Source organism: Sphingomonas abietis, assembly GCF_027625475.1.
Taxonomy (GTDB): domain Bacteria; phylum Pseudomonadota; class Alphaproteobacteria; order Sphingomonadales; family Sphingomonadaceae; genus Solisphingomonas; species Solisphingomonas abietis.
Genome location: NZ_CP115174.1, coordinates 3,070,649 through 3,092,057, shown reverse-complemented (window position 1 = coordinate 3,092,057; position 21,409 = coordinate 3,070,649). Strand labels below are relative to the sequence as shown.

13 protein-coding genes are annotated in these 21,409 nt (G+C 66.5%); 5 read left to right on the top strand and 8 right to left on the bottom strand.

Annotated features, from left to right (window positions below; all coding sequences use genetic code 11):
• Positions 1-24 precede the first annotated feature (24 nt).
• From PBT88_RS14560 to PBT88_RS14540, 5 genes are all read right to left on the bottom strand, one after another.
• Complete coding sequence (locus tag PBT88_RS14560; protein ID WP_270076050.1) at positions 25-579, bottom strand: hydrolase; 555 nt, start codon at positions 577-579, stop codon at positions 25-27.
• A gap of 151 nt (positions 580-730) precedes the next feature.
• Positions 731-1,042 (bottom strand): PilZ domain-containing protein, encoded by a 312-nt coding sequence (locus tag PBT88_RS14555; protein ID WP_270076049.1) that lies wholly within the window; start codon positions 1,040-1,042, stop codon positions 731-733.
• 182 nt (positions 1,043-1,224) lie between these two features.
• Positions 1,225-5,412 carry a PAS domain S-box protein gene (locus tag PBT88_RS14550; protein ID WP_270076048.1) on the bottom strand — a complete coding sequence of 1,396 codons (4,188 nt, stop codon included), beginning with the start codon at positions 5,410-5,412 and terminating at the stop codon, positions 1,225-1,227.
• A 218-nt stretch (positions 5,413-5,630) separates the two neighbouring features.
• Complete coding sequence (locus PBT88_RS14545) at positions 5,631-6,983, bottom strand: sensor histidine kinase (RefSeq protein ID WP_270076047.1); 1,353 nt, start codon at positions 6,981-6,983, stop codon at positions 5,631-5,633.
• A complete protein-coding gene (locus PBT88_RS14540; RefSeq protein WP_270076046.1) occupies positions 6,980-7,651 on the bottom strand; it encodes a response regulator transcription factor in 672 nt (223 codons plus the stop codon). Before PBT88_RS14540 ends, PBT88_RS14545 begins: the two co-directional genes overlap by 4 nt.
• Before the next feature lie 139 nt (positions 7,652-7,790).
• On the opposite strand from PBT88_RS14540, the gene PBT88_RS14535 reads away from it, so the two are divergent.
• The 5 genes from PBT88_RS14535 to PBT88_RS14515 all read left to right on the top strand — a co-directional run bounded on the left by PBT88_RS14535 (position 7,791) and on the right by PBT88_RS14515 (position 15,453).
• Positions 7,791-9,056: an efflux RND transporter periplasmic adaptor subunit gene (locus tag PBT88_RS14535; protein WP_270076045.1), complete on the top strand. Its 1,266-nt coding sequence runs from the start codon at positions 7,791-7,793 to the stop codon at positions 9,054-9,056.
• Complete coding sequence (locus PBT88_RS14530) at positions 9,053-12,238, top strand: efflux RND transporter permease subunit (RefSeq protein WP_270076044.1); 3,186 nt, start codon at positions 9,053-9,055, stop codon at positions 12,236-12,238. Before PBT88_RS14535 ends, PBT88_RS14530 begins: the two co-directional genes overlap by 4 nt.
• 11 nt (positions 12,239-12,249) lie before the next feature.
• Positions 12,250-13,710 (top strand): efflux transporter outer membrane subunit, encoded by a 1,461-nt coding sequence (locus tag PBT88_RS14525; RefSeq protein ID WP_270076043.1) that lies wholly within the window; start codon positions 12,250-12,252, stop codon positions 13,708-13,710.
• Positions 13,711-13,786: 76 nt separating this feature from the next.
• Positions 13,787-14,308 carry a hypothetical protein gene (locus tag PBT88_RS14520; RefSeq protein WP_270076042.1) on the top strand — a complete coding sequence of 174 codons (522 nt, stop codon included), beginning with the start codon at positions 13,787-13,789 and terminating at the stop codon, positions 14,306-14,308.
• A gap of 146 nt (positions 14,309-14,454) precedes the next feature.
• On the top strand, positions 14,455-15,453 hold the full coding sequence (locus PBT88_RS14515) for a zinc transporter ZntB (RefSeq protein ID WP_270076041.1): 999 nt from the start codon (positions 14,455-14,457) through the stop codon (positions 15,451-15,453).
• 27 nt (positions 15,454-15,480) lie between these two features.
• On the opposite strand, the gene PBT88_RS14510 is transcribed toward PBT88_RS14515, so the two are convergent.
• The 3 genes from PBT88_RS14510 to PBT88_RS14500 all read right to left on the bottom strand — a co-directional run bounded on the left by PBT88_RS14510 (position 15,481) and on the right by PBT88_RS14500 (position 21,153).
• Positions 15,481-17,835: a TonB-dependent receptor gene (locus tag PBT88_RS14510; RefSeq protein ID WP_270076040.1), complete on the bottom strand. Its 2,355-nt coding sequence runs from the start codon at positions 17,833-17,835 to the stop codon at positions 15,481-15,483.
• 271 nt (positions 17,836-18,106) lie between these two features.
• Positions 18,107-18,508 carry a Spy/CpxP family protein refolding chaperone gene (locus PBT88_RS14505; RefSeq protein ID WP_270076039.1) on the bottom strand — a complete coding sequence of 134 codons (402 nt, stop codon included), beginning with the start codon at positions 18,506-18,508 and terminating at the stop codon, positions 18,107-18,109.
• Between the two features lie 323 nt (positions 18,509-18,831).
• Entirely contained in the window at positions 18,832-21,153 is a 2,322-nt protein-coding gene (locus PBT88_RS14500; protein WP_270076038.1) for a putative bifunctional diguanylate cyclase/phosphodiesterase, read from the bottom strand.
• Positions 21,154-21,409: the final 256 nt, after the last annotated feature.

The window sequence follows — 21,409 nt, the reverse complement described above, 5'->3', positions numbered from 1 at the left end:
CTGAGCGCTCCACGATCCGCCGGCTCAGCCGAAGTGGATCGCGTCGGTCGTCACGACGCGGCTGATCCGCGGGAAGATCGCCTTCACCGCGAAATCGTGCAGCTCGGCCTTGGCGGAGGTGCAGGCGTCCTCGACGATCACGACGTCGTAGCTGTGTTCCCATGCCGATCGCGCGGTCGATTCGACGCCGAAATTGGTGGCGATGCCGCCGATCAGCACGGTCTTCACCCCGCGCCGGCGCAGTTGCAGGTCGAGGTCGGTGCCGGTGAAGGCGCCCCAATGATGCTTGAGCACGATGACGTCGCCGTCGTGGCGGACGCCTTCGACCAGCTCGGCCCAGTCGGCCGGGCGCTCGCCGCCGCCCATCGGCGCGTCGACCGCCTGAGACGGGGCCTCGCCGGGCTGGAAATCGACATGGACGAGGATCACAGGCGCGCCGGCTTCGCGGAAGCGGGCGGCGAGCGCGTGCGAGGTGGTCACGATCTCGGCGCCGGTGCGGGGCGCGAGGTCCATCGCGACGATCCCCTTCTGGAGATCGATGAGGATGAGGGCGGTGGTCTTGGGGTCGAACGCGGGCATGGGGTCTCCTTCGGCAGCACAACGCCTGTCGCCGGCTTGGCGCGCCGCGGCCGGTCGCGCAAGCACCGCCGGTGGCCGCATGCGCGGCGATCGAGCGTCCGAAGAAGAAGAAGAACGAGGCGGCGAGGATCGGGCCGCGCGCCGCCCGGGATCAACCGTGCAGGTGCTGCTGTCCCCGGGTGACGAGGAAGCGCTCGTCGATCGACGTGTCGAAGGCAACGCCGAAGCGGTTTTCCTCGACCCATGCCACCTTGCCGGAGACGGTGAGATCGCCGTGGATCAGCGTGACGGCCTCGCCGCGCGCCGGTGGCGTCTCGGCATCCAGCTTGGCGCCGCTGTGCGAGATATTGAGCAGGTGGACCTCGATCTGGCCGCGCTCGCACTCCATGAGCGCCTTGAGCAATAGCCGTGACCGCTTGTTGTCCCGCTTGTCCTGCGGCAGTTCGAACGCCGATACGGCCATGCCCGCCTCCCTGAAAACCGCGCGTGGCATGACATGAAGAGTCCTAAGGGCGGGTAAACGCTGTTCGGATCGGCGCCGATCGCATCGATCCAGGGCCGGTGCCGGAATGCGTCGGTTCGCTAACCGGGCCAGCCCTGCGCCCGATTTTCGGGAAAGCCGTCAGCAGGGTGATGCCGGCCCGATCATCGGGTCATCGTCGCTTCCGCCGCCTGTGCGTCGTTGATGAGCGTCGCCAGGGCCCTGGACAGGCTTTCGATCGAATAGGGCTTGTGGAGCAGGGGAAAGCCATGGCTTCCCTCGACCGCCAGCACGCTGCTGTAGCCCGAGGCGAGCAGCACCGGGAGGCGCGGGTAGAGGCGCTCTATTTCCTGGGCCAGTTCGATGCCGCTCATGCCGGGCATGACGACATCGGAGAACACCACATCGAACGAGGCCGCGCTGGTGCCGAGCGTGGCCAGCGCCTCTTCGCCATTGACGACATGCACCGTGAAATGCCCGATCTCGGCGAGGGCGGCGGTGGCGAAGGCGTTGACGTCGGCATTGTCCTCGACGACGAGGATGCGCAGTCCCTTTCGATAGGGCGCCGCAATGGCGGCTGGCGGTTTCTCGCTCTTCCCGGCGGCAGCGGCGCGCGGAAGATAGAGGGTGAAGGTGGCGCCCTGGCCCGGTGCGCTATCGACGAGAATCTCGCCGCCTGATTGCTTGGCGAAGCCGAACACCTGCGACAGGCCCAGGCCGGTGCCTTCGCCGACATCCTTGGACGTGTAGAACGGCTCGAAGATCCGGTCGATGATGTGCGAGGGGATGCCCATGCCGGTGTCGGTGATCGACACCGCGATGAAATCGCCGGTCAGCCGGCCATGGGTGCGCGCCGCCGGAACGATCCCGACCGGCCGCACGTCGATCGTCAGCCGACCCTTGCGGTCCATCGCGTCGCGGGCATTCACCGCCATGTTGACGATCGCCGTGTCGAACTGGCTGAGATCGGCGTCGATATAGCAGGGCTCGGCCGGAATCTGCACGTCCACCTCGATCAACGATCCGGCGAGCGTGCCCATCATCTCCTGAAGCGAACGGATCGCGGCGCCGACCTCGAATATCTCGGGCTGGAGCGACGAGCGGCGCGCAAAGGCGAGCAACTGCGCCGTCAGCTTGGTGGCGCGATCGGCGGTGTCGGAGATCGCATCGATATAGCGTTTGCGCTTGTCTTCGGAGAGGTTGGGCAGACGCAGCAGGTCGGTCGATCCGCGGATGACCGTCAGCAGATTGTTGAAGTCATGCGCCACGCCGCCGGTCAGCTGACCGATCGCCTCGACCTTCTGGGACTGCCGCAACTGCTCTTCGGTGCTGCGGAGCTGGGCCTCGGCTTCCTTTTCGGCGGTGATGTGGCGGCCGGTCGCGTAGATTTCGCGCCCGGTCGGCGCCGCGACCCAGGCGAACCAGCGGAGCGAGCCATCCTTGTGGACGTAGCGATTCTCGACGGTCGGCAGAGGGCCTTCGGCAGCGTCGCCAAGCGCCCTGATCGTGATCGCGACATCGTCCGGATAGACCAGGCTCATGATATCCCGGCCCAGCAGATCGCGTGGTTCATAGCCCAGATGGGTCCGCCAGGCCGGGTTCGCCCGACGGATCGTGCCATCGAAGGCGAGCATGAGGAGCAGGTCGGGGGAGGTCTCCCACAGCCTGTTCAGTTCCTCGGTGCGTTCGGCGACGGCCGCTTCCAGATCCTCGTTGATGGCGGTCAGCGCGCGTTCGATCTGCTTGCGTTCGCTCTGGTCGTGCAACGCGCCGATCATCCGAATCGCCTGGCCCTGCTCGTTGCGGATCAGATAGCCGCGATCATGGACATCGGCATGGCTGCCATCGGCGCGGCGAAAGCGATATTCGTCCGCCCAATCATTGTCCGAACCCCGGATGAGGGCATGAATGCCGTCGGAGACCCGATCGCGATCATCCGGGTGGATATGATCCAGCCACCAGCCCTCGGTCGGCTCCACCGTCTCCGGCGTGTGGCCATAGCCGGCATGGAGAGCCTCGTTCCACCGGATGTGATCGCGGTGCAGATCCCAGTCCCAGATCGCATCGTTGGTCGCGCGGATGGCGAGCCGGAAACGCTCTTCGGCGTCCCGCAATTGGGCGCGGGCCTCGCGATCGGCGGTGACATCCTGCACGGTGCCGATCAGGCGCACCGGCCTATCGTCGATGAAAGTGGCGAGGCCGCGGGCCAGGATCGATCGCTCGATGCCGTCCTCGATCCCGATGGTGCGATATTCGACGTCGAACATCCCGCTGCCGGCCGGGTCCAGCGATGCAAGCACGGCGGCATCCGTGGCGTCGCGATCGTCGGGATGGAGGCCGGCCAGAAAGGCGGTCTCATAGCTGACCGGCGCGCCCGGCGAGAGGCCGAACAGCTCGCGGCAGCGATCGTCCCAGTCCAGCTGGTCGGACTGCGGCAGATAGTCGAAACTGCCGAGCCGTGCCGCCCGCGTCGCGAGTTCGAGGCGCTCGCCGCTGAAGCGCAACCGCTCCTCCGCTTCGCGCTGCTGCGTCACATCGACGGCGGTTCCGACATAGACGAGGGGCCTGGTCCCGTCCTTCTCGACGCAGCGGCCGCGAACGCGCAGCCAGCGGATTCGTCCATCCTTGCGATAGGTGCGGTAGCTTTGCGAATAATCGGCGCAGACCTCGCTCTGTTCGAGGAAAAGCGCGTTCACCTCGTCGCGATCCGCGGGCAGGATATTGTGGAAGGCGCTATCGACGGGCACGCCGCTCTGGGCCGCGTCGCGGTCCAGATCGAAGAATTCGGCGAAGCGGCTGTCGCCGCTGACGACGCGGGACGGTACGTCCCAATGAAAGAAACCGATCAGTCCGGTCTCCAGCGCGGTCTCGAGGCGCAGGCGGCTGCTCTCCAGCGCCGTTCTGGTCTCATGCTCGGCGGTCACGTCGCGCAGGCTCTTCACGAACCCCTTGCCGGGGCCGCCGAGCAGCGGGGTCACGGCGCCATGCGCATAATAGCGGCTGCCATCCTTGCGGATATGCCAGCGCTCGTCCGAGGCGCGACCCTCGCGCTTGGCAAGCGCCATCTCGCGCTGCGGCCGGCCCAGGGCATTGTCCTCGGGCGTGAAGATCCGGGCGAGCGGCTGGCCGAGCATCTCGCTCTCGCTCCAGCCCATGATCGTCTCCGCCCCCCGGCTCCAGCTGGTGATCAGGCCCTCGGCATCGGTGCTGATGATGGCGCTGTCGATCGCCGAATCCACGATGTGGCGATAGCTTTCCTCACTCTTCTCCGCGGCCCGCCACGCGTCGGCCTCGGCGCTCTCGGAAAAGCTCGCGGCGATCAGCCCGGCGAGCATCTGGCCGATCAGCACGTGGCGGGATTTGAAGGCGTTGGCCTTGGCCGAATGAAATTTGAGCACGCCGAAGGTCTCGCCGTGACGCGACATCGGCACGACCACCAGCGACGCGATGCCGAGTTCTTCGATCGCTTCGCGATTGCCGCGCCCGTCATGGGGCGCATCGGCGCTGACCAGCGCGGTTTCCTCGATCAGGGCCCGTCCGGCGAACGATCCGGCGATCGGGATGCGCAGGCCCAGCCGCCCGGACGCGCTGCCCGCTGCCGCGCGATAGACCAGATCGTCGCCATCCCGCATCTCGACGACAACGCCCTGGGCCGGCCGAACCGCCGCCAATGCGGCGTCGACCAGCGCCTGCAGTACGGTATCGAAATCGCCGCCGGCATGGAGGACGCGCTGTTGCGCCTGCAGCATGGTGTGCAGAATGGCGGAATCGCGCGTGGCCTGATCCTGCCGCCGTTCCTGCTCGGCGATCGCCCGGTCGCGCGACGTGATCGCGCTGCGGAGTTCGATCTGCGCGACGACCTGCCGGCCGAGCGCCCGGAGCGCCACGTCCTGTGCCGGGGTCAGGCCGCCTGGGCGGGGCACGATGTCGATCGCGCACAGGCTTCCCAGCGGAAAACCCTCGGATGTGATCAACGGCGTGCCCGCGTAGAAACGGATCTTCGGATCGTCGGTGACGAGCGACATGTGGGCGGTTCGTGGATCGGCGGAAAGATCCTCGATCACGAACGTGCCGCTCTGCTGGATGGCGAGCGCGCAGACCGACGTGTCGATATCGGTCTGCTGGGCGTCGGTGCCGACCTTTGCCTTGAACCACTGGCGACAGTCGTCGACCAGGCTGACCAGCGCGATCGGAACCTCGCAGATCGTCTTCAACAACGCTACGCTATCGTCGAACTCCGGCTCCGGCGGGGTGTCGAGAATGTCATAGCGGCGCAGGGCGGCGAGCCGCTCGATCTCGGTCCAGTCCGGTTCAGCCACGCGGAGACCATCCTGCTTGCTGCGCGGCGCCATGATGCCCGGCGCGATCGATGGGCGGTCGGGTCAAAGCGGTGGGCAGGGCTGGGGCGGCGGGCATCTGGCTTGCATACCTAGGAACGGTCAGGTGTCACCCATTAACATTTGAAACTCTTGCAGGTTTCGTCTCGCCTTGAGAAGCGTCGGCGGACGAATTTGCGTTCGGCCGTTGCGTGCGTGCGCGTTCCGGTGTCCTGCCCGTGCTCGGGGCGCGGTCAGGGCCGGCCTGTCACCGGCGGTGGGAAGTCCAGGCGGAACAGGGCGCCCACGGGCAACAGTTCCAGATCGAGTTTTCCGCCATGCACGTCCATGATCCGCTGGACGATCGAGAGACCGAGGCCGGCGCTGTCGGTTCGTTCCCAATCGGCCCGCCAGTAGCGGCGGGTCAAGAGATCGGCCTGCGCGACCGAGACTCCCGGCCCGTTGTCGCTCACCGAGACGGTTGCCTGCCGCGCCTCCACCGTGATCAGCGTGCCGCCCGGCGTGTGCTTGATCGCATTGTCGACAAGGTTGGTGAGCGCCAGATCGACCAGCATCGCATTGCCCTGCACGATCACCTTGGCGTCCCCCACGAACGCCAGATTATGGCCGTCCATCATCGCGCGCGGCGCGATCCGGGCGATCACCTCGATCGCGATCGCGGCAAGATCGATGCTGTCGGTCTGGTTGGGGCCCATATCCTCGAGCGCCGCCAGATCGCGCAGCTGCGACAAAATGTGCGCGATGCGATCGATCTGGAGGCCGGTCCGTATCTTCAGCTGGGGGTCTTCGATGCCGTCGAGCTGGGCCTTGAGCGTGGCCAGCGGGGTGCGCAGCTCATGTGCGAGATTGGCGCTGAATTCGGTATGCAGCCGGAAGCTCGCCTCCAGCCTGTCGACCAGATCGTTGGTCGCCCGCACCAGCGGCGCGATTTCCAGCGGGACGCCGCTTTCGTCCAACCGCCGATCGAGCGCGCGCGTGCCGATCCCCTTGGCGGCCGTGGAGACGAGGGTGACCGCGCGGACCATGCGCGTCAGGACCAGTCCGTTCACGGTCAGGAGCAGGAGCAGGAGCCCGAACAGGATGCCGACATAGTCGAGCAGGAATGCCCGGACGACGTCATCGATGATCGCGCCCGGGCCCTGTTCGTTGAGCGTGACCACGATCCAGACCTGCCGCCCGGCGATGACGGCGGGAAGGCTGAGGCCGGTGATCTCGCCACGATGGAATAGCGATTGATGGCCGGGGCGGGGGGCGCTCAGGGCGATCTGGGGCTGGCTGAACCGGCTGGAGGTGAGCTGCCGACCGGCGGGATCGAGCAGCATATAGCCGCGCCCGTCATAGCCGGTGCTGTAGATCGGTTGCAGCTGGACGGGAAGCTGCACGAACCATCGGCCGCGGCGATCGATCGACGCGGCATGGAGGACGGCGAATGCCTGCTCCGAGAGGCCGCGCTCCTGGAAACGGTCGACCGTTCTGTCGAGCAGCTCGGCCGTCACCTGCCAGAGCAGCAGGGCGGCAAGCAGGATGATGGCGATTTCCGCCAGCAGGATGCGCGCGATCAGCGATCGCGGAGGCCTGATCCTCATTCGACGCGCCGCAGGATGTAGCCCACCCCGCGGATCGTTTCGATATGCGCGGTGGCCTCCCGCTTTTCCAGCTTCCTGCGGAGCCGATGGATATAGACTTCCACGGCATTGGAACCGAGGCCCTCATCCATGCCGAACAGCTGATCCTCGACATAGCGCTTGGTCACGACGCGCTCGGGGCGGCGGAGCAGCAATTCCATGATCTCGCCTTCCCGCGCCGACAGCCCGACGGACACGCCGTCGATGCTCAGCTCGCGCGAAAATCGGTCGAACTGGAGATTGCCGATCGTCAGCTGGCTTTCCTGCAACGCGCCCCGCCGGAGCAGCGCGCGGAGCCTGGCGGCCAGCTCATCCATGTCGAACGGCTTGACCAGATAATCGTCCGCACCGGCGTTCAGCCCGGAGAGCCGATCGGGAATGTCGCCGCGGGCAGACAGGATCATGATCGGAACGCTGTGTTCGCCGGCCCGGACCTTGCGCAGCAGATCGAGGCCGTCACCATCGGACAGGCCGAGATCGAGGACGATCGCGCCATAGGTCATCGCCCCCAGCATCGCCTCGGCATCGCCGCAGGACGGCGCATGATCGAGCGACAGCCCGCGTCGCCCCAGCCCGGCCTTGACGGCCTCCGCGAGCTCCAGGTCATCCTCGACAATCAACAAGCGCATCGGAAGCCTTCGCGAAGGGGTGGTGCCGGGGGTGGTGCCCGGGGGTGGGGCGACGGGGCTGGTTGTAAGTCTCGTGTAAGCCGTGCCACCTAATGGACCGTGGCTTCTAGTGCGACAAGTTAGGGAACTGAACCGGTCCATGTCTCATGCCCCTTCTTCGCCAGATCTGCCGCCGGCACCCACGCTGTCCCGCGCCGCGCAATTGCGCTGGCTGCTGATCGGATCGGCGGCGGCCGGCGTCGTCCTGGTCGTGATCGTCGCCATCCACTTGCTGACGCCCGCGGCGGTGCCGGCTGCGCCCGTGGCCACACCGCCGGGCAGCTTCCGGCCGACGGCGAGCCAGATGGCGCAGCTGCGTACCGTGTCGGTCGGCACGGGGGCCGATCCGGCCAGCATCGTCGCGACGGGCACGATCTCGGTCGATGAGGATCACAGCACGCCGGTCGTGCTGCCCTATTCGGGGCAGGTCGGCGAGATCTTCGTGCAGGCGGGCCAGCATGTCACCAAGGGCCAGCCGATCCTCCAGATCGCGTCGGGCGATTTCGTGGATGCCCGCAATGCCCTGTTCGCGGCCAACGCCCAGCGCGCCGCGGCGGCGGCCCAGTTCAAGACGGCGCAGGACAACGCGACACGCCAGGCGGCGATCTATCAGAGTGCGGGTGGCGCGCTGAAGGATTATCGGCAGGCCGAGAGCGATCTGGTGACGGCGCAATCGGCGATGCGGACGGCGGACTCCGCGCTCGGCGCGGCGCGGGACAAGCTGACCCTGCTCGGCAAGAGCGGCCCGGAGATCGACCGGCTGGAGAAAGCCGGCGAAGTGGCCGGCATCTACGCCCAGACGACGTTCCACGCGCCATCATCGGGCGTGATCGTGGCGCGCAACGTCGCGCCCGGCCAATATATTTCCTCGGGCGGCGACAAGCCCGTGATCGTGATTGCGGATATGGCGCATGTCTGGCTGGTCGCGCAGGTCGATCAGAGCGACGCCGCCAAGGTCCATCTCGGCGACCGGATCGAGGTGACGACACCGGCCTATCCGGGCCATGTCTTCCACGCGGTGATCGACAATGTCGGCGCCGCCCTCGATCCCGATACGCATCGCCTGCCGGTGCGCGCGACCGTGGCCAACGAGAATGAGGCCCTGAAGCCCGACATGTTCGCATCCTTCTCGATTCAGCGCGGCACGGGCCAGTCGGCGATCCTGATCCCCGCCGAAGCCGTCATCCACGAGGGCGATTCCGCGCGGGTGTGGGTGGCCGGTGCGGATGGGCTGCTGCGCGCCCGCACGGTGACCATCTCCGATAGTGCCAATGGCATGGTGAAGGTCAGCAGCGGGCTGAATCCGGGCGAACGGATCGTCACATCGGGCGCGATCTTCGTCAACGAAGCGGGGCTCGGTTCGTGAACCGCGTCGTCGAGTTCGCGCTGCGCCAGCGCTATCTGATGATCGTGCTGCTGGTCGGCCTGGTCGGCGCCGGCGCCTTTGCCTTCATGAACCTCAATATCGAGGCCTATCCCGATCCGGTGCCGCCGATGGTGGAAGTGGTGACCCAGAGCGCCGGCATTTCGGCCGAGGAGGTGGAACGCAATATCACCACCCCGATCGAGATGCAGGTTGCGGGATTGCCGCACATCACCACCGTCCGCTCGATCTCGCTGTTCGGCCTGTCCGACGTGAAGATCCAGTTCAGCTACGACGTGGCGTTCATGCAGGCCGAGCAGATGGTGCTCGGCCGCCTCTCCCAGCTCGGCAATCTGCCCGGCGGCGCGCAGGCGCAGATCTCACCGACCAGCCCGATCGGCGAGATCTACCGCTACCGGCTTTCGGCCCCGACCGGCTATTCGGTGATGGATCTGAAGACGCTCCAGGATTGGGTGCTCCAGCGTCGCTTCAAGGGCATACCGGGGGTGATCGACGTCACCGGCTGGGGCGGCAAGCTGCGCAGCTACGAGGTCGTCATCGACAATGACCGCCTGCTCGCCCACGGCGTGTCGATCGGCCAGGTCATCCAGGCGATCGGCAAGTCGGACGGCAATGTCGGCGGCCAGACCGTGAATTTCGGGCCGCAGGCTGCGATCGTGCGCGGTGTCGGCCTGATCCAGGACGCCGGCCAGATCGAGAATGTCCTCGTCACCACCAATGGCGGCACCCCGGTGCTGGTCAAGGATGTCGCCAACCTCAAGATCGGCAACGAGCCGCGTCTGGGCATCGCCGGCGAAGGCAAGGACGACGATATCGTGATGGGCATCGTGCTGATGCAGCGCGGCGCGCAATCGCTGCCGACCATCCAGGCGGTGAAGAAGGAGGTCGAGACGATCAACACGACCGGCGTGCTGCCGCCGGGCGTACAACTGGTGCCGATCTACGATCGCTCCAGCCTGATCTCGCTCACCACGCACACGGTCATGCACAGCCTGCTCGAAGGCATCGTGCTGATCTTTCTGCTCCAGTGGATCTTCCTGGGGGATCTGCGCAGCGCGCTGATCGTCGCCGCCACCATCCCCTTCGCGCTCGCCTTCGCGGTGCTGATCCTGACCATCAAGGGGGAGAGTGCCAACCTGCTGTCGGTCGGCGCGCTCGATTTCGGGCTGGTGGTCGATGCCAGCGTGATCCTGGTCGAGAATATCTACCGCCACATGGCCGAGCGATCCGAGCATATCCTCGCCGGGCGGGGCCATGCCACCCATGCCAGCCGCTTCTCGTCGATCCTTCATGCCAGCCATGAAGTCAGCCGCGGCATCTTCTTCGCCGCCGCGATCATCATCGCCAGCTTCATCCCGCTGTTCACGCTGACCGGCGTCGAAGGCCACATCTTCGGCCCCATGGCGGAAACCTATGCCTACGCCATCGCCGGCGGCCTGATCGCGACCTTCACCATCTCGCCCGTGCTGTCCGCGCTGCTGCTGCCGGATCGGCTGAGCGAGGTGGAGACATGGATCGTGCGCCGGATGCGCAGCCTCTATCGGCCGGCGGCCGCCTTCGCGCTGGCGAACCGGATCATCACCTTCACCGGCGTGATCGTGCTGACCCTGGCCGCGCTGATCGCGATGCGATCGCTGGGCGTCGAGTTCCTGCCGCATCTGGAAGAGGGCAATCTCTACGTCCGGGCGACCCTGCCGGGGTCGATCTCGCTCGAGGCCGGCCAGCCCGTGGTCAACGGCATCCGCAACATCATCGCGAGCTATCCCGAGGTCGAGCGCGTGATCTCGACCCACGGCCGGCCCGACGACGGCACCGACGCGACCGGCTTCTTCAACGCCGAATTCTACACGCCGCTGAAGCCATTCGACGAGTGGCCGAGCGGCGTCGACAAGGAGAAGCTGACGGCCGAGATCCAGCAACGGCTCAAGGCCCGCTATCCCGGCGTCGACTTCGAATTCTCGCAATATATCGAGGACAATGTCGATGAAGCCGCGTCGGGCGTCAAAGGCGCGAACTCGGTGAAGGTCTTCGGGCCGGATCTGACCGTTCTCGACAGGCTGTCGGACCAGATCCAGGCCGAGATGTCCAAGGTGCGCGGGATCGCCGATCTCGGTGCGTCGCAATCGCTCGGCCAGCCGACCGTCCGCATCGACATCAACCGCGAGGCGGCGGCGCGCTACAACCTGACCCCGGACGATATCAACACGACGATCGCGGCGGCGGTTGGCGGCCAGAGCCCCGGCGACCTGTATGAGCCCAACACCGACCGGCATTTCCCGATCGTGGTGCGGCTCGCGCCGTCCGAGCGGGACAGCCTGGAGGCGATCCGCCGGATCACCGTCGCGGCGCCCGCGGCGAGCGGGCAAGGCCAGATCCAGGTGCCGCTGTCGCAGCTGGCCGACATCCGTCTGACCTCGGGTGCGTCCTTCATCTACCGCGAGCATCAGGAACGCTATGTTCCGATCAAGTTCAGCGTGCGGGATCGCGATCTCGGCGGTGCGGTGGGCGAGGCGCAGGCGCGGGTCGCGCGCAACGTCCAGCTGCCGCCCGGCTATCATCTCGAATGGGCGGGCGAGCTCGCCAATCTGACGAGCGCGGTGCATCGTCTGGAGATCGTCGTGCCGATCAGCCTCGGCCTGATCCTGATCCTGCTCTACGCCAACTTCTCGTCGCTGACCGATACGTTGCTGGCGTTCAGCGTGATCCCGATGGCGATCATCGGCGGCGTGCTGATGCTGGCGCTGAGCGGCACGCCCTTCTCGATCTCGGCGGCGATCGGGTTCGTCGCGCTGTTCGGCATTTCGGTGATGGATGGCATTCTGATGGTGACGACCTTCAACCAGAGTATCGACGATGGCGCGTCTCGCCGGGAGGCGATCGCGATCATGGTCGACAAGAGCCTGCGCCCCGTCGTCATGACCTGCCTCGCGGCGGCGATCGGCCTGTTCCCGGCGGCGCTGTCGAACGGCATCGGCAGCCAGGTGCAGAAGCCGCTCGCGCTGGTCGTGGTCGGCGGGATGACGCTGGCCCCGCTGCTGATCCTGCTGGTTCTGCCGGCGCTGATCGAGCGCTTCTCCCGCCATGTCGGCGTCCATGATCGCGGCGCGCATGATCGCTTCGTCGGCCATGAACCGAGCCACCGGCCGGAGGCGGACCCGGCATGATGCGGCCCGATATGACACGGCCCGATCTGACGCGGCCCAGCATCAAGGGGCTCTGCCTCCTCGGCCTGTTCGGCGCGGTCACCGGCTGCTCCGTCGGCCCGCAGCATCCGACGACGCCGTTGTCGCTGGCGCCGGCGGTGCCGTCGTTCACGATCGCGCCTGCGGCAGGCCCCGCGCAACAGTTCCAGGCCGGCGGCGAGCCCGCCGCCGATTGGTGGCGGCAGTTCGGCAGCCCGGCGCTCGATGCGCTGGTCGATCGTGCGCTGGCGGCGAATAACGATCTGGCGAGCGCGGACGCCGCTCTCCGCCAGGCGCGCCAGCAAGCCGCGGCGGCCAGCGGTGCGGCTCTCCCGCAGGTCGATGCGGGCTATCAGGCGCAGCGTATCCGGTCATCGCGGACGCTCTCCAATCCGCTTCAGGATCCCGATGACTATCTTTACACCCTGCACACTGCGCAGGTGACGGTCGCGTATCCGCTCGATGTCTTCGGCGGCGGTCGCAGCCGGATCAAATCGGCCCGTGCCGCCGGCGAAGTTGCAGCGGACAAGTTCGAAGCGGCCCGGTTGACGGTGATCTCCAACCTCGTCCTGGCGGTGATCCAGCGGGCATCGCTGGGCGCCCAGATCGAGGCCGCGCAGAGCGCCATCCGCGACAATCGCACGATGCTGGATCTGCTCCGCAAGCGCCAGCTGATCGGCGATGTCGGCGCGGCCGATGTCGCGAGCCAGCAGACGGCGCTGGCAACGGCGGAAGGCGTGCTGCCGACGCTCCAGAAGCAATATGACCATGAGGAAGGCCTGATCGCGACGCTGATCGGCGTGGCGCCCGGTTCGGCCCTCCCGGCCATGCCGGGGCTCGAGGAACTCAGCCTGCCGGCCTCCTTGCCGCTGAGCATGCCGAGCGCGATCGTCGCCCACCGCCCCGACGTGCGGGCAGCCGAAGCCCAGATGCGCGGGGCCGGCGCCGATGTCGGCACCGCGATCGCGGCGCGGCTGCCGAGCATCACGCTCAGCGGTTCGTTCGGGGGCGAGGCGGCCGCCTTCGCGTCGATGTTCGCCAGCGGCAATCCCTTCTGGTCGCTGATCGGCGGGGTGGCCCAGCCGATCTTCCATGGCGGCCAGTTGCTTCACCAGCAGCATGCGGCGGAAGCGGCGCTGGATGGCGCCAAGGCCGGATATCGGGCGGCGGTGCTGCAGGCGTTCGGGGACGTGAACGATGCGCTCTCGGGCCTGCGGACGGACGCGCAGGCGCTCGATGCCGCGGCACGGGCGATGGCGGCGGCTGACCAGAATCTCCTCTTCGTGCATCGGCAGCTCGAACTGGGCAGCGTCGGCACGCTGGGCTTGCTCAATGCCTCCGCGGCGGACGCGCAGGCCCACTCGCAGCAGATCCAGGCGAGAACGGCGCGCCTCAGCGATACGGTGGCCCTGATTCAGGCGGTCGGAGGCGGCGTGTCGGCGATCGGCCGATAGGAGGGGGCGGGATGGACGCGACATGGCCGGCTGGCAGCGATACGCCTCGGATCGCCGGAACGCGGCGCCTGTCCCGATGAGGGTGTGGCGAGCCCTGATCGGCCTCGGCCTGTCGTTGATAAGCGCATCGGCGGTGGGCGCGGAGCCGGTGCTGTGGAACGGAATCGAGGCGGGGACGCCCGCCGAGGAACTCGGCAGCCGGCTGTTCGAGGATTCCCGACAGACCTTCCATGCGCTCTCCCATCATTTCCGCATGGCCCAATTCTTCATCCAATATGACAATCCCGTCCAGGTTTCGGTCGATCTCGATCCCGATCGCAGGCAGGTCTGCGGGGTCGACATCGAGGGTGCGCGTGCGGAACCGGAGCTGAGGGCGCTGATCGGCGAATTCGGCCGCCCGGCGTCCCGCCTCGTTCAACGGCCGTCGGTCGCCCGACCCGTGGGGGCACCGGCGTCGATCGACGCCGGCCCATCGCTTCAGATCTGGACATGGCGACGCGGCAGGCTCGTGGTGATGTTCAGGGAAAGGCCGATGGCGGGCGATTTCCAGACCCTCTACCGACTGGCCGACGGGCGGGAGGCGCTCCGGCCTTGCTGATCTTGTTGAAGGCGGGCGGGCGTGTGGATGGCGTCTCGTTCATGACCGAAGTTTAAGGCTGTTCTGGACGGGCCGATGGGTGGTGCCGACGATGGCGGGCCTCTATCCTTTGCCGATCTGCGGCGATGCCGCGCGGGAGAGGTTGTTTGACACACGAGACGAGCAACGCCGACGGCCCGGTCATCTTCGCGCGGGAAATCGCGGCCGATGGCACGATGCGGTCGCTGGGTTGGGATCATGTCCGGGGCTGGCGCCCGGCGCAGGCCGGCGATCTGATCTGGGTCCATCTCGATCGCAACGCCGCTGGCGTGGATGCTTGGCTGCGGCACGATCTCGGCCTGTCGCCCGCCACCGTCGATGCGATCACCTCCAACCAGAACCGGCCGCGCGCCTTTCGCGAGGGCAATGCGCTGGCGACGATCCTGCGCGGCATCAACAGCGACGACCATGACGATCCCGAAAACATGGTGGCGATCCAGATCTGGGCCGATGCCAGCCATGTCGTGACGCTGCGCCGGCGGCGATTGCAGGCCCCCAAGGACGTGCTGGCCGAGATCGAGGCCAATGCCGGCAATGCCGTCACCGTCGGCGATCTCGTCACCCGCCTGGTCGAACAGACCGTCAGCCGGATCGGCGGCGTCGTGCTCGACATGAACGACCGGATCGACGAGCTGGAGCGGCAATGCGAGCAGACCGTGGTCGAGGACGTGCTGACCGCCATCGCGCGCATCCGGCGCAAATGCCTGTCGCTGAAGCGCCACATGTCGCCCCAGCACGAGGCGCTGATCCACATCGCCCGCGATGCGCCGGACTGGCTCACCGCCGATAACCGCGCCGCCATCCGCGAGACGATCGACCAGCTCCATCATTATCTCGAGGATATCGACGTCTCGATGGAGAGCGCCATCGTGCTGCAGGACGACCTCAACAATCGTGCGACGGCGCAGACCAACAAGACATCCTATCTGCTGTCGATCGTCGCGGCGATCTTCCTGCCGCTCGGCTTTCTCACCGGGCTGCTGGGCATGAATGTGGGCGGCTTGCCCGGCACATCGTCGCATGCCGCCTTCTGGATCACCTGCGCCGGAATGGCGATCCTCGCCGCGCTCCAGCTCTTCACCTTCCGAAAGCTGAAATGGCTGTAGGCGGCGATCCGCCGACATTCCGGGCGATCAGTGGAAGCGCTTGCGCAGCGTGATCCGGAAGGTCCGTCCGGTCGGGTTGAGATAGGCTTCGCTATAGGCCAGCGGCACGCTGTTGTTGCCGTCATGCACCGTGGTGTGCGCGCCCAGCACATTGTCGGCGGACAGGTTGAGCTTGCCGCGCAGGAAGGGCAGCGCGTGGACCAGCCAATGCTGCTCGGCCAGATTGATCTGGAGGCGCAGATTGACGGTGACGCCCTGGGAGAAGGTCAGGCGGTCGTTGCCGGCCAGGCCGCTTTGCGTCGTCGTCGGGGTCTGCCACCGCGCATTGATGTCGGCACTCCAGGTGCGTGTCGCGATCGTCGTCTGGAGCTCGATCTCGTGGCGCGGCGTGCCGCCCATGTCGCTCAGAAAACCGCCGTCGAGCAGATCGAGCCGGGGCAGGCCGTCGCGCAGCACGACATCATCCTGAAGGCGCCAGGTATCATAGAGGGCGATCTGGAATTGATCGCGCGTCGGGGCCTTGCCGGGCGCGCCGGGCAGCGAGGCGCCGAACGCGGTGGAATAGTTCAGCCCCCAGCGGATCTGCTGCTGATCGCGGCTCGCCAGATTGACCGGGCTCGTATCCTGCCCGGTCAGATAGCCATCCTGGTTGCGGGTGAACATCTCCGGGAAGGCAGCCATTGCGGCCGTCGTCGCCGCCGTGATGGCGACGATCGGATCATGGGTGTGGGTGATGGTATATTCGGCCGAAAGCTGGAGATCGGTCGATCGCAGCGGATTGACCTGGATCCGCAGGTTCCCGATCCGCGCCCTGGACGGCGTGAGCGCGCTGTTGCCACCCTCGAGCCGCCGCACGATCGAGGTTTCGCCGGTGACGAAATCGAATTCGCGCAGGTCGGGCGTGTCGAGGATGCCGTTGGCGAGCTGTTCGAGGGTCGGCGCCTGCTGCTCGCTGCGTACCGAGGCGATGATCTCGACAGGCTTGATCGGCGCCCATTGCAGCGTCGAGCCGAAGGTCGAGAGCGTGCCGAAATCGGAAAGCTGGCGGGCCTCGCCGTTCAGCCCGATCGACAGCTTGCCCACCGGCGAGTGGGCCGATGTGATCGGGATATCGAAATTGCCCTGGATATTGCCTTCGTTGCGGTCGCGATCCTGCTGCTGTCCTGCGGCGGGAGACTCGCTGCGGATGCCGGAGAAGGCGAAGCCCGCGCGGAGCGAGGCGCTGATCGATCCGGCCGGCAGCGGCAGCAGCTTGCCGTTGAGGAAGGCATCGCCGCTCGCGGTGCGCGTCTCGGTGGCGACGCAATCCAGGTTCGCCATCCCCTCGCAGCGCTGATCGAGCAGCGCCGGCGAGGGTATCGTGACCGTGTCGAAATGGCCGCCGGACGCGGAATCCTGCGTGCGGATGACATGCGCGGTGTCGTCGAGCTTGCCGATGAACGACCAGCGCCAGCTATCGAGATGGCCGTTCAGGGTCAGGCTCGTCTGGGCATCGACATGCTGGTCGGATCGATAGCGCGGGCCGCTGATGAGGCCGGGGGAGCCCTGCTGGCTCAGCAGGTCGCCATCCTCGTCGGCCAGGCCGAGCCGGCTTTGCAGCGTGCCGAGTTCGAGCCGGCTGGCGAAATCCGCGGTGAGCGGGCCGAAATCGCGGGTCAGATCGCCGCTGACGGTGAGATCGTCATTCTGCGTGGCCAGCGTATGCGCGGGGACGGGCGTCGACGTGGCGCCCGTCGCCGGATCGGCCAGCGTCGTGCCGGCGAAGAGCGGATCGATATGGCTATAATCGAGATCGATATTCCAGTGGGAATGCTCCCCGATCCGCAGCAGATCGGCCTTGGCCCGGTAGATTCCGCGCCAATTCTCCGGGGCGGCGGTGTAGCGGCCGAGCAATGTGAGCGCGTGATAATTGCTCCGCAGGACGACGTTGACGACCTTCTGGTCGGCACCATAGCCATATTGCAGCGCGACCTTCTCGGGAAAAACCTCGATCCGGCGCACCGCTTCGGGTGGCAGATCGCGGATCGACGAGAAGCCGGCGATCCTCTGGCCGTTGACGAGCACGACGGGGGTCTGCGCGTCCTTGCCCGGCTCGCTCTCGCCGGTCTTGAATTCAGGCGCGAGATCCTCGAACACCTCATGCAGATCGGCCGCCCCCAAGGCGCCGATCGCAGCCGAATTGAGCGTGACCTGCGGCGGGATGTCGGTGGCGACCGCACCATGTTGGCGATGCGCGGTGACCAATATCTCGTCCTGGGCGGAGGCCTTGGCTTCGGCCGCATCCTGGGTCGTGAGCGAATGGGCTGGCGTGACGGTGCTGGGGGTCGCGGTGCTGGGAGGCGCGCTCTGCGCCAGCAGCGGGGTGGCGGAGAGTCCCCCCATGGCGAGCATGGCAGCGCCACGGACAAAAGAGGAGGGCCGCGCGGTCATCGCCGCCGGTCGCCGCACACAACGCATTTTTCCGTAGCTCCGCCTTACCGTACTCATCGTTCTTCGCGTGCCCGGAAGCGACCACGGCAGCCCAATCGGGCGGGCATGGCGCCACGGTGGATGGCGGGAGTCTGAGTGTCAGACTAAGTTTTTGTCATGTTCGGGCGCGGCGGGCACGCATCGTCCCGCCGCGCCGATCGGCCAGAACCCGTCGCGATCGGTGTCAGCCCTCGCCGGGCTGTCCCGCCGGCGGAGGCGGGAAGCCGCCCATGCCGCCATGCGGCCAGCGACCGTCACCGCGACGGCCATGATCGTGGCCGGGGCCGTGATCGTGGCGCAGATCATCGAGCGCATCGAAGCGCTGCTGCTGTTCGGATGTCAGGCTGGCATAGAAGGAGCGGGCCGACGCGATCTTCTGCCTGACCCCATCGTCATGCCGCCTGGCCGCCGCTGCCATGGCGTCGAGGCGGGCGGGAAAGGTCGCCGCGGTGGCGTCGGGTCCGGCATCATCCGGCCCGGCGCGATGTGGGCGATCATGTGCTTCGCCGTGCGGCGGGCGCATGGATTGCAGGAAATTGTCCAGCGCCGGCCTCTGGTCCGGCCGCAGCCCGAGGAGGACGGCCATGTCGTCAGCCCGGTGTGCTTCCCTTTGGGCGTGCATCTGTTCGATGTCGGCCCAGCCTCCGTGCGGGGAGGGCGGGGGCTGATCCGCCGCGAGGGCCGCGCCACCGATCGAGGCCGTCGCAAGGAACGTCATCCAATATTTGTGCATCATCGACTCCCATGGGATTATCGCGACAGGCGTTGGCGCACGGGCGTGTCGAGCGAATGTCCCATCGGCGGGCGGCGCTGAAATCTTCGCAGCATGGCGGCAATATTTCGCCGCGATCGAGGGCGACGACCGGGCGTCAGACGCGCGCGATCATCGTGCGCGATCGTTCCGCCGGGTCATCGGCCGGACTTGCGGGCCGCATTCAGATCGACGACGGTTTCCGCGCCCGGCGTCGGCAATGTCGCATTCAGCAGCGGGATCCGATCGAGTTCGACGGGGCGGCTCAGAAAATATCCCTGCACCTGCGCGCAGCCTTCTCGGCGCAGGACATCGAGCTGGGTCGCAGTTTCGACGCCTTCGGCGACGGTCTCGATTCCCAGGGCGTCGGCCAAGGTGAGGATCGCGCGGATCACCGCGTTGGCGCTGCTGTCGGGCGCGAGGTTGTCGACGAAGCATTTGTCGATCTTCACCCGATCGAACGGGAAGGAGCGGAGGAAATTCAGCGAGGAATAGCCGGTGCCGAAATCGTCGAGCGCGATGCGCACCCCGATCGTCTGGAGCTTGCGCAGGGTCTGCAGCGCGACCGACATATTCTCGATAAACACGCTTTCGGTGATCTCGATGATCAGGCGGCGGGGCGCGAGATGGCTTCCCACCAGGGCATCCACCACCGATCCGAACAGCGCCGGGTTCATCAACTGGCGCGGCGAGACGTTGACCGAGACCGTCGCGTCATGATCCCACTGGGTCGCGCAGCGACAGGCTTCCGCGATGGCCCATTCGCCGAGCGCGTTGATCTGGCCGGATTTCTCCGCTGCGGGGATGAACAGGGCGGGACTGACATCCTGGCCATCCTGCCGTCGCCAGCGCATCAGCGCCTCGAAACCGGTCAGACGGTTGTCCCCAAGGCTGTAGATCGGCTGGAACACGAACCGGAATTCCCGATCGCGGATCGCGCGCCGCAGGTCGAGCTCCAGCGCGCGCTGCTGGCGGGAGGCTTCGTCGAGCACGGAATCGAACAGGTGTGCGCAATTCTTGCCGGCACCCTTGGCCGCGTACAGCGCCAGATCGGCGCGCTTCATCAGCAGGATCGTGTCATGATCCTGATGCGACATCGTCGCCGCAATGCCGACGCTGCCGGACGGGATGACGACATCGCCGGCGATCATCATCTCCTGGTTCAGGCAGGCCACGACCTGTTCGCCCAATTCGGTCATGGCGACGGCGTTGGCCTTGCCGGGCAGCAGGATCGCGAATTCGTCGCCGCCCAGCCGGGCAATCTGGCTGTCGCCGAACTGCGTGGCCAGCCGTGCGCCGATCTCGCACAGCAGCGCGTCGCCGCCCGGATGGCCGAGTGTATCGTTCACATTCTTGAAGTCGTCGATATCGGCGAGGATCAGGATCACGACGTCGCCGGGTGCCATCGCCGCGACCTCCTGCTTCAGGCGCTGGAGGAAGAGGCGGCGGTTGGGCAGCAATGTGAGCGGATCGTGCATCGCATCGAGGATCTTCTGCTCCCGATCCTCGATGGCGGCGACCATGCTGTTATAGGTTTCGGCGAGCCGGCCGACCTCGTCGACCGATTCCACGGGAACCTTGATCGATATGCCCCGGCCGAATTGCCGGGCGGCCTCTTCCAGCCGGCGCAGCGGCCGGGTGATCGTGAAGGCCAGGCGCCAGCTCACCGCGGTGACGATCAGCATCCCGGCGAGCGCGATCACGACCAGCAGGTGCTTGAGGGTCGCGTAATTCGCCAGCAGCGGCTTGAGCGGCCGCTGGAGGATCAGCTCGGTCTGGAGGCCCTGCTGGAGCGCCGGAAGCGGCGCGTGCCATGTCAGGATCGCGTCGCCGTCCCGGTGGAGCAGGCGGGCGGTGCGGGGCGGCTGGTCGATCATGTCCGCCGGCATATCCGGCGTCGGCAGGACCGATGCGATCAGCTGGGATGGGGCAAGGCCCGCCAGTGCGCCCAATTCGCGGCCATTGAGCGGATGGGCGAGGATCAGCCAGCCGATCAGGTTCGGCGCCTTGATGGGCTCGGCGACGGCCATCGCCAATTGCCCGTCGACGCGGATGAGGCCGTGGCGATCGCCGCGCAGGATCGCCGGAATCAGGCGTGCCGCGATCGGATAATGGACGCCGCGTGCGCCGGTGGCGCTGCCGTCGGTATTGATCGCGAAGGCATATTCGGCGTCGGCCCGCGAGGCGAGATTGTCCAGCACGGAGGTGATCGTCGGGCGGTCCTGCGTGGCCACGGCCGAACGGAATCCGAAATCATGCGACAGAACCCGTGCCGAATCCTCGAGACGGCGCACCCTCAGATTGAGAAGCTGGTCGAAGACATGGGCATTCACCGCCATTTCGGTGATCGAGGCTTGTTCGCCATAGCGATCAATCCCCCGGTCGGCGACCAGCACCACACAAGCGAGAGTGATCCCCAAGAGGCTGGCGTAAATGAACGCGATCCGGAGCTTCAGCGATGTGAATTGCAAGGCTGGCATCATTTTACGATCGACAATGAATCGAGCCGGTTTCTCCCGGCTTTTCGCTCGAAGTCGAATAGGCCGTCATCGTTGACCTCAAAGCATGGTTAATGAACTGAATTTCAGTGTATTGCAGATGCTGTTAATGATCGTTGCGAAAAATGGGAACGGTAATTTCGTTTTATATGGTTAACTGCTATACTTTGGTCGATATCTTTGCCGCGGTTCGACCCGGAATGATGGACCAGTTGGTGATCTGCCAATGGCTTACGGG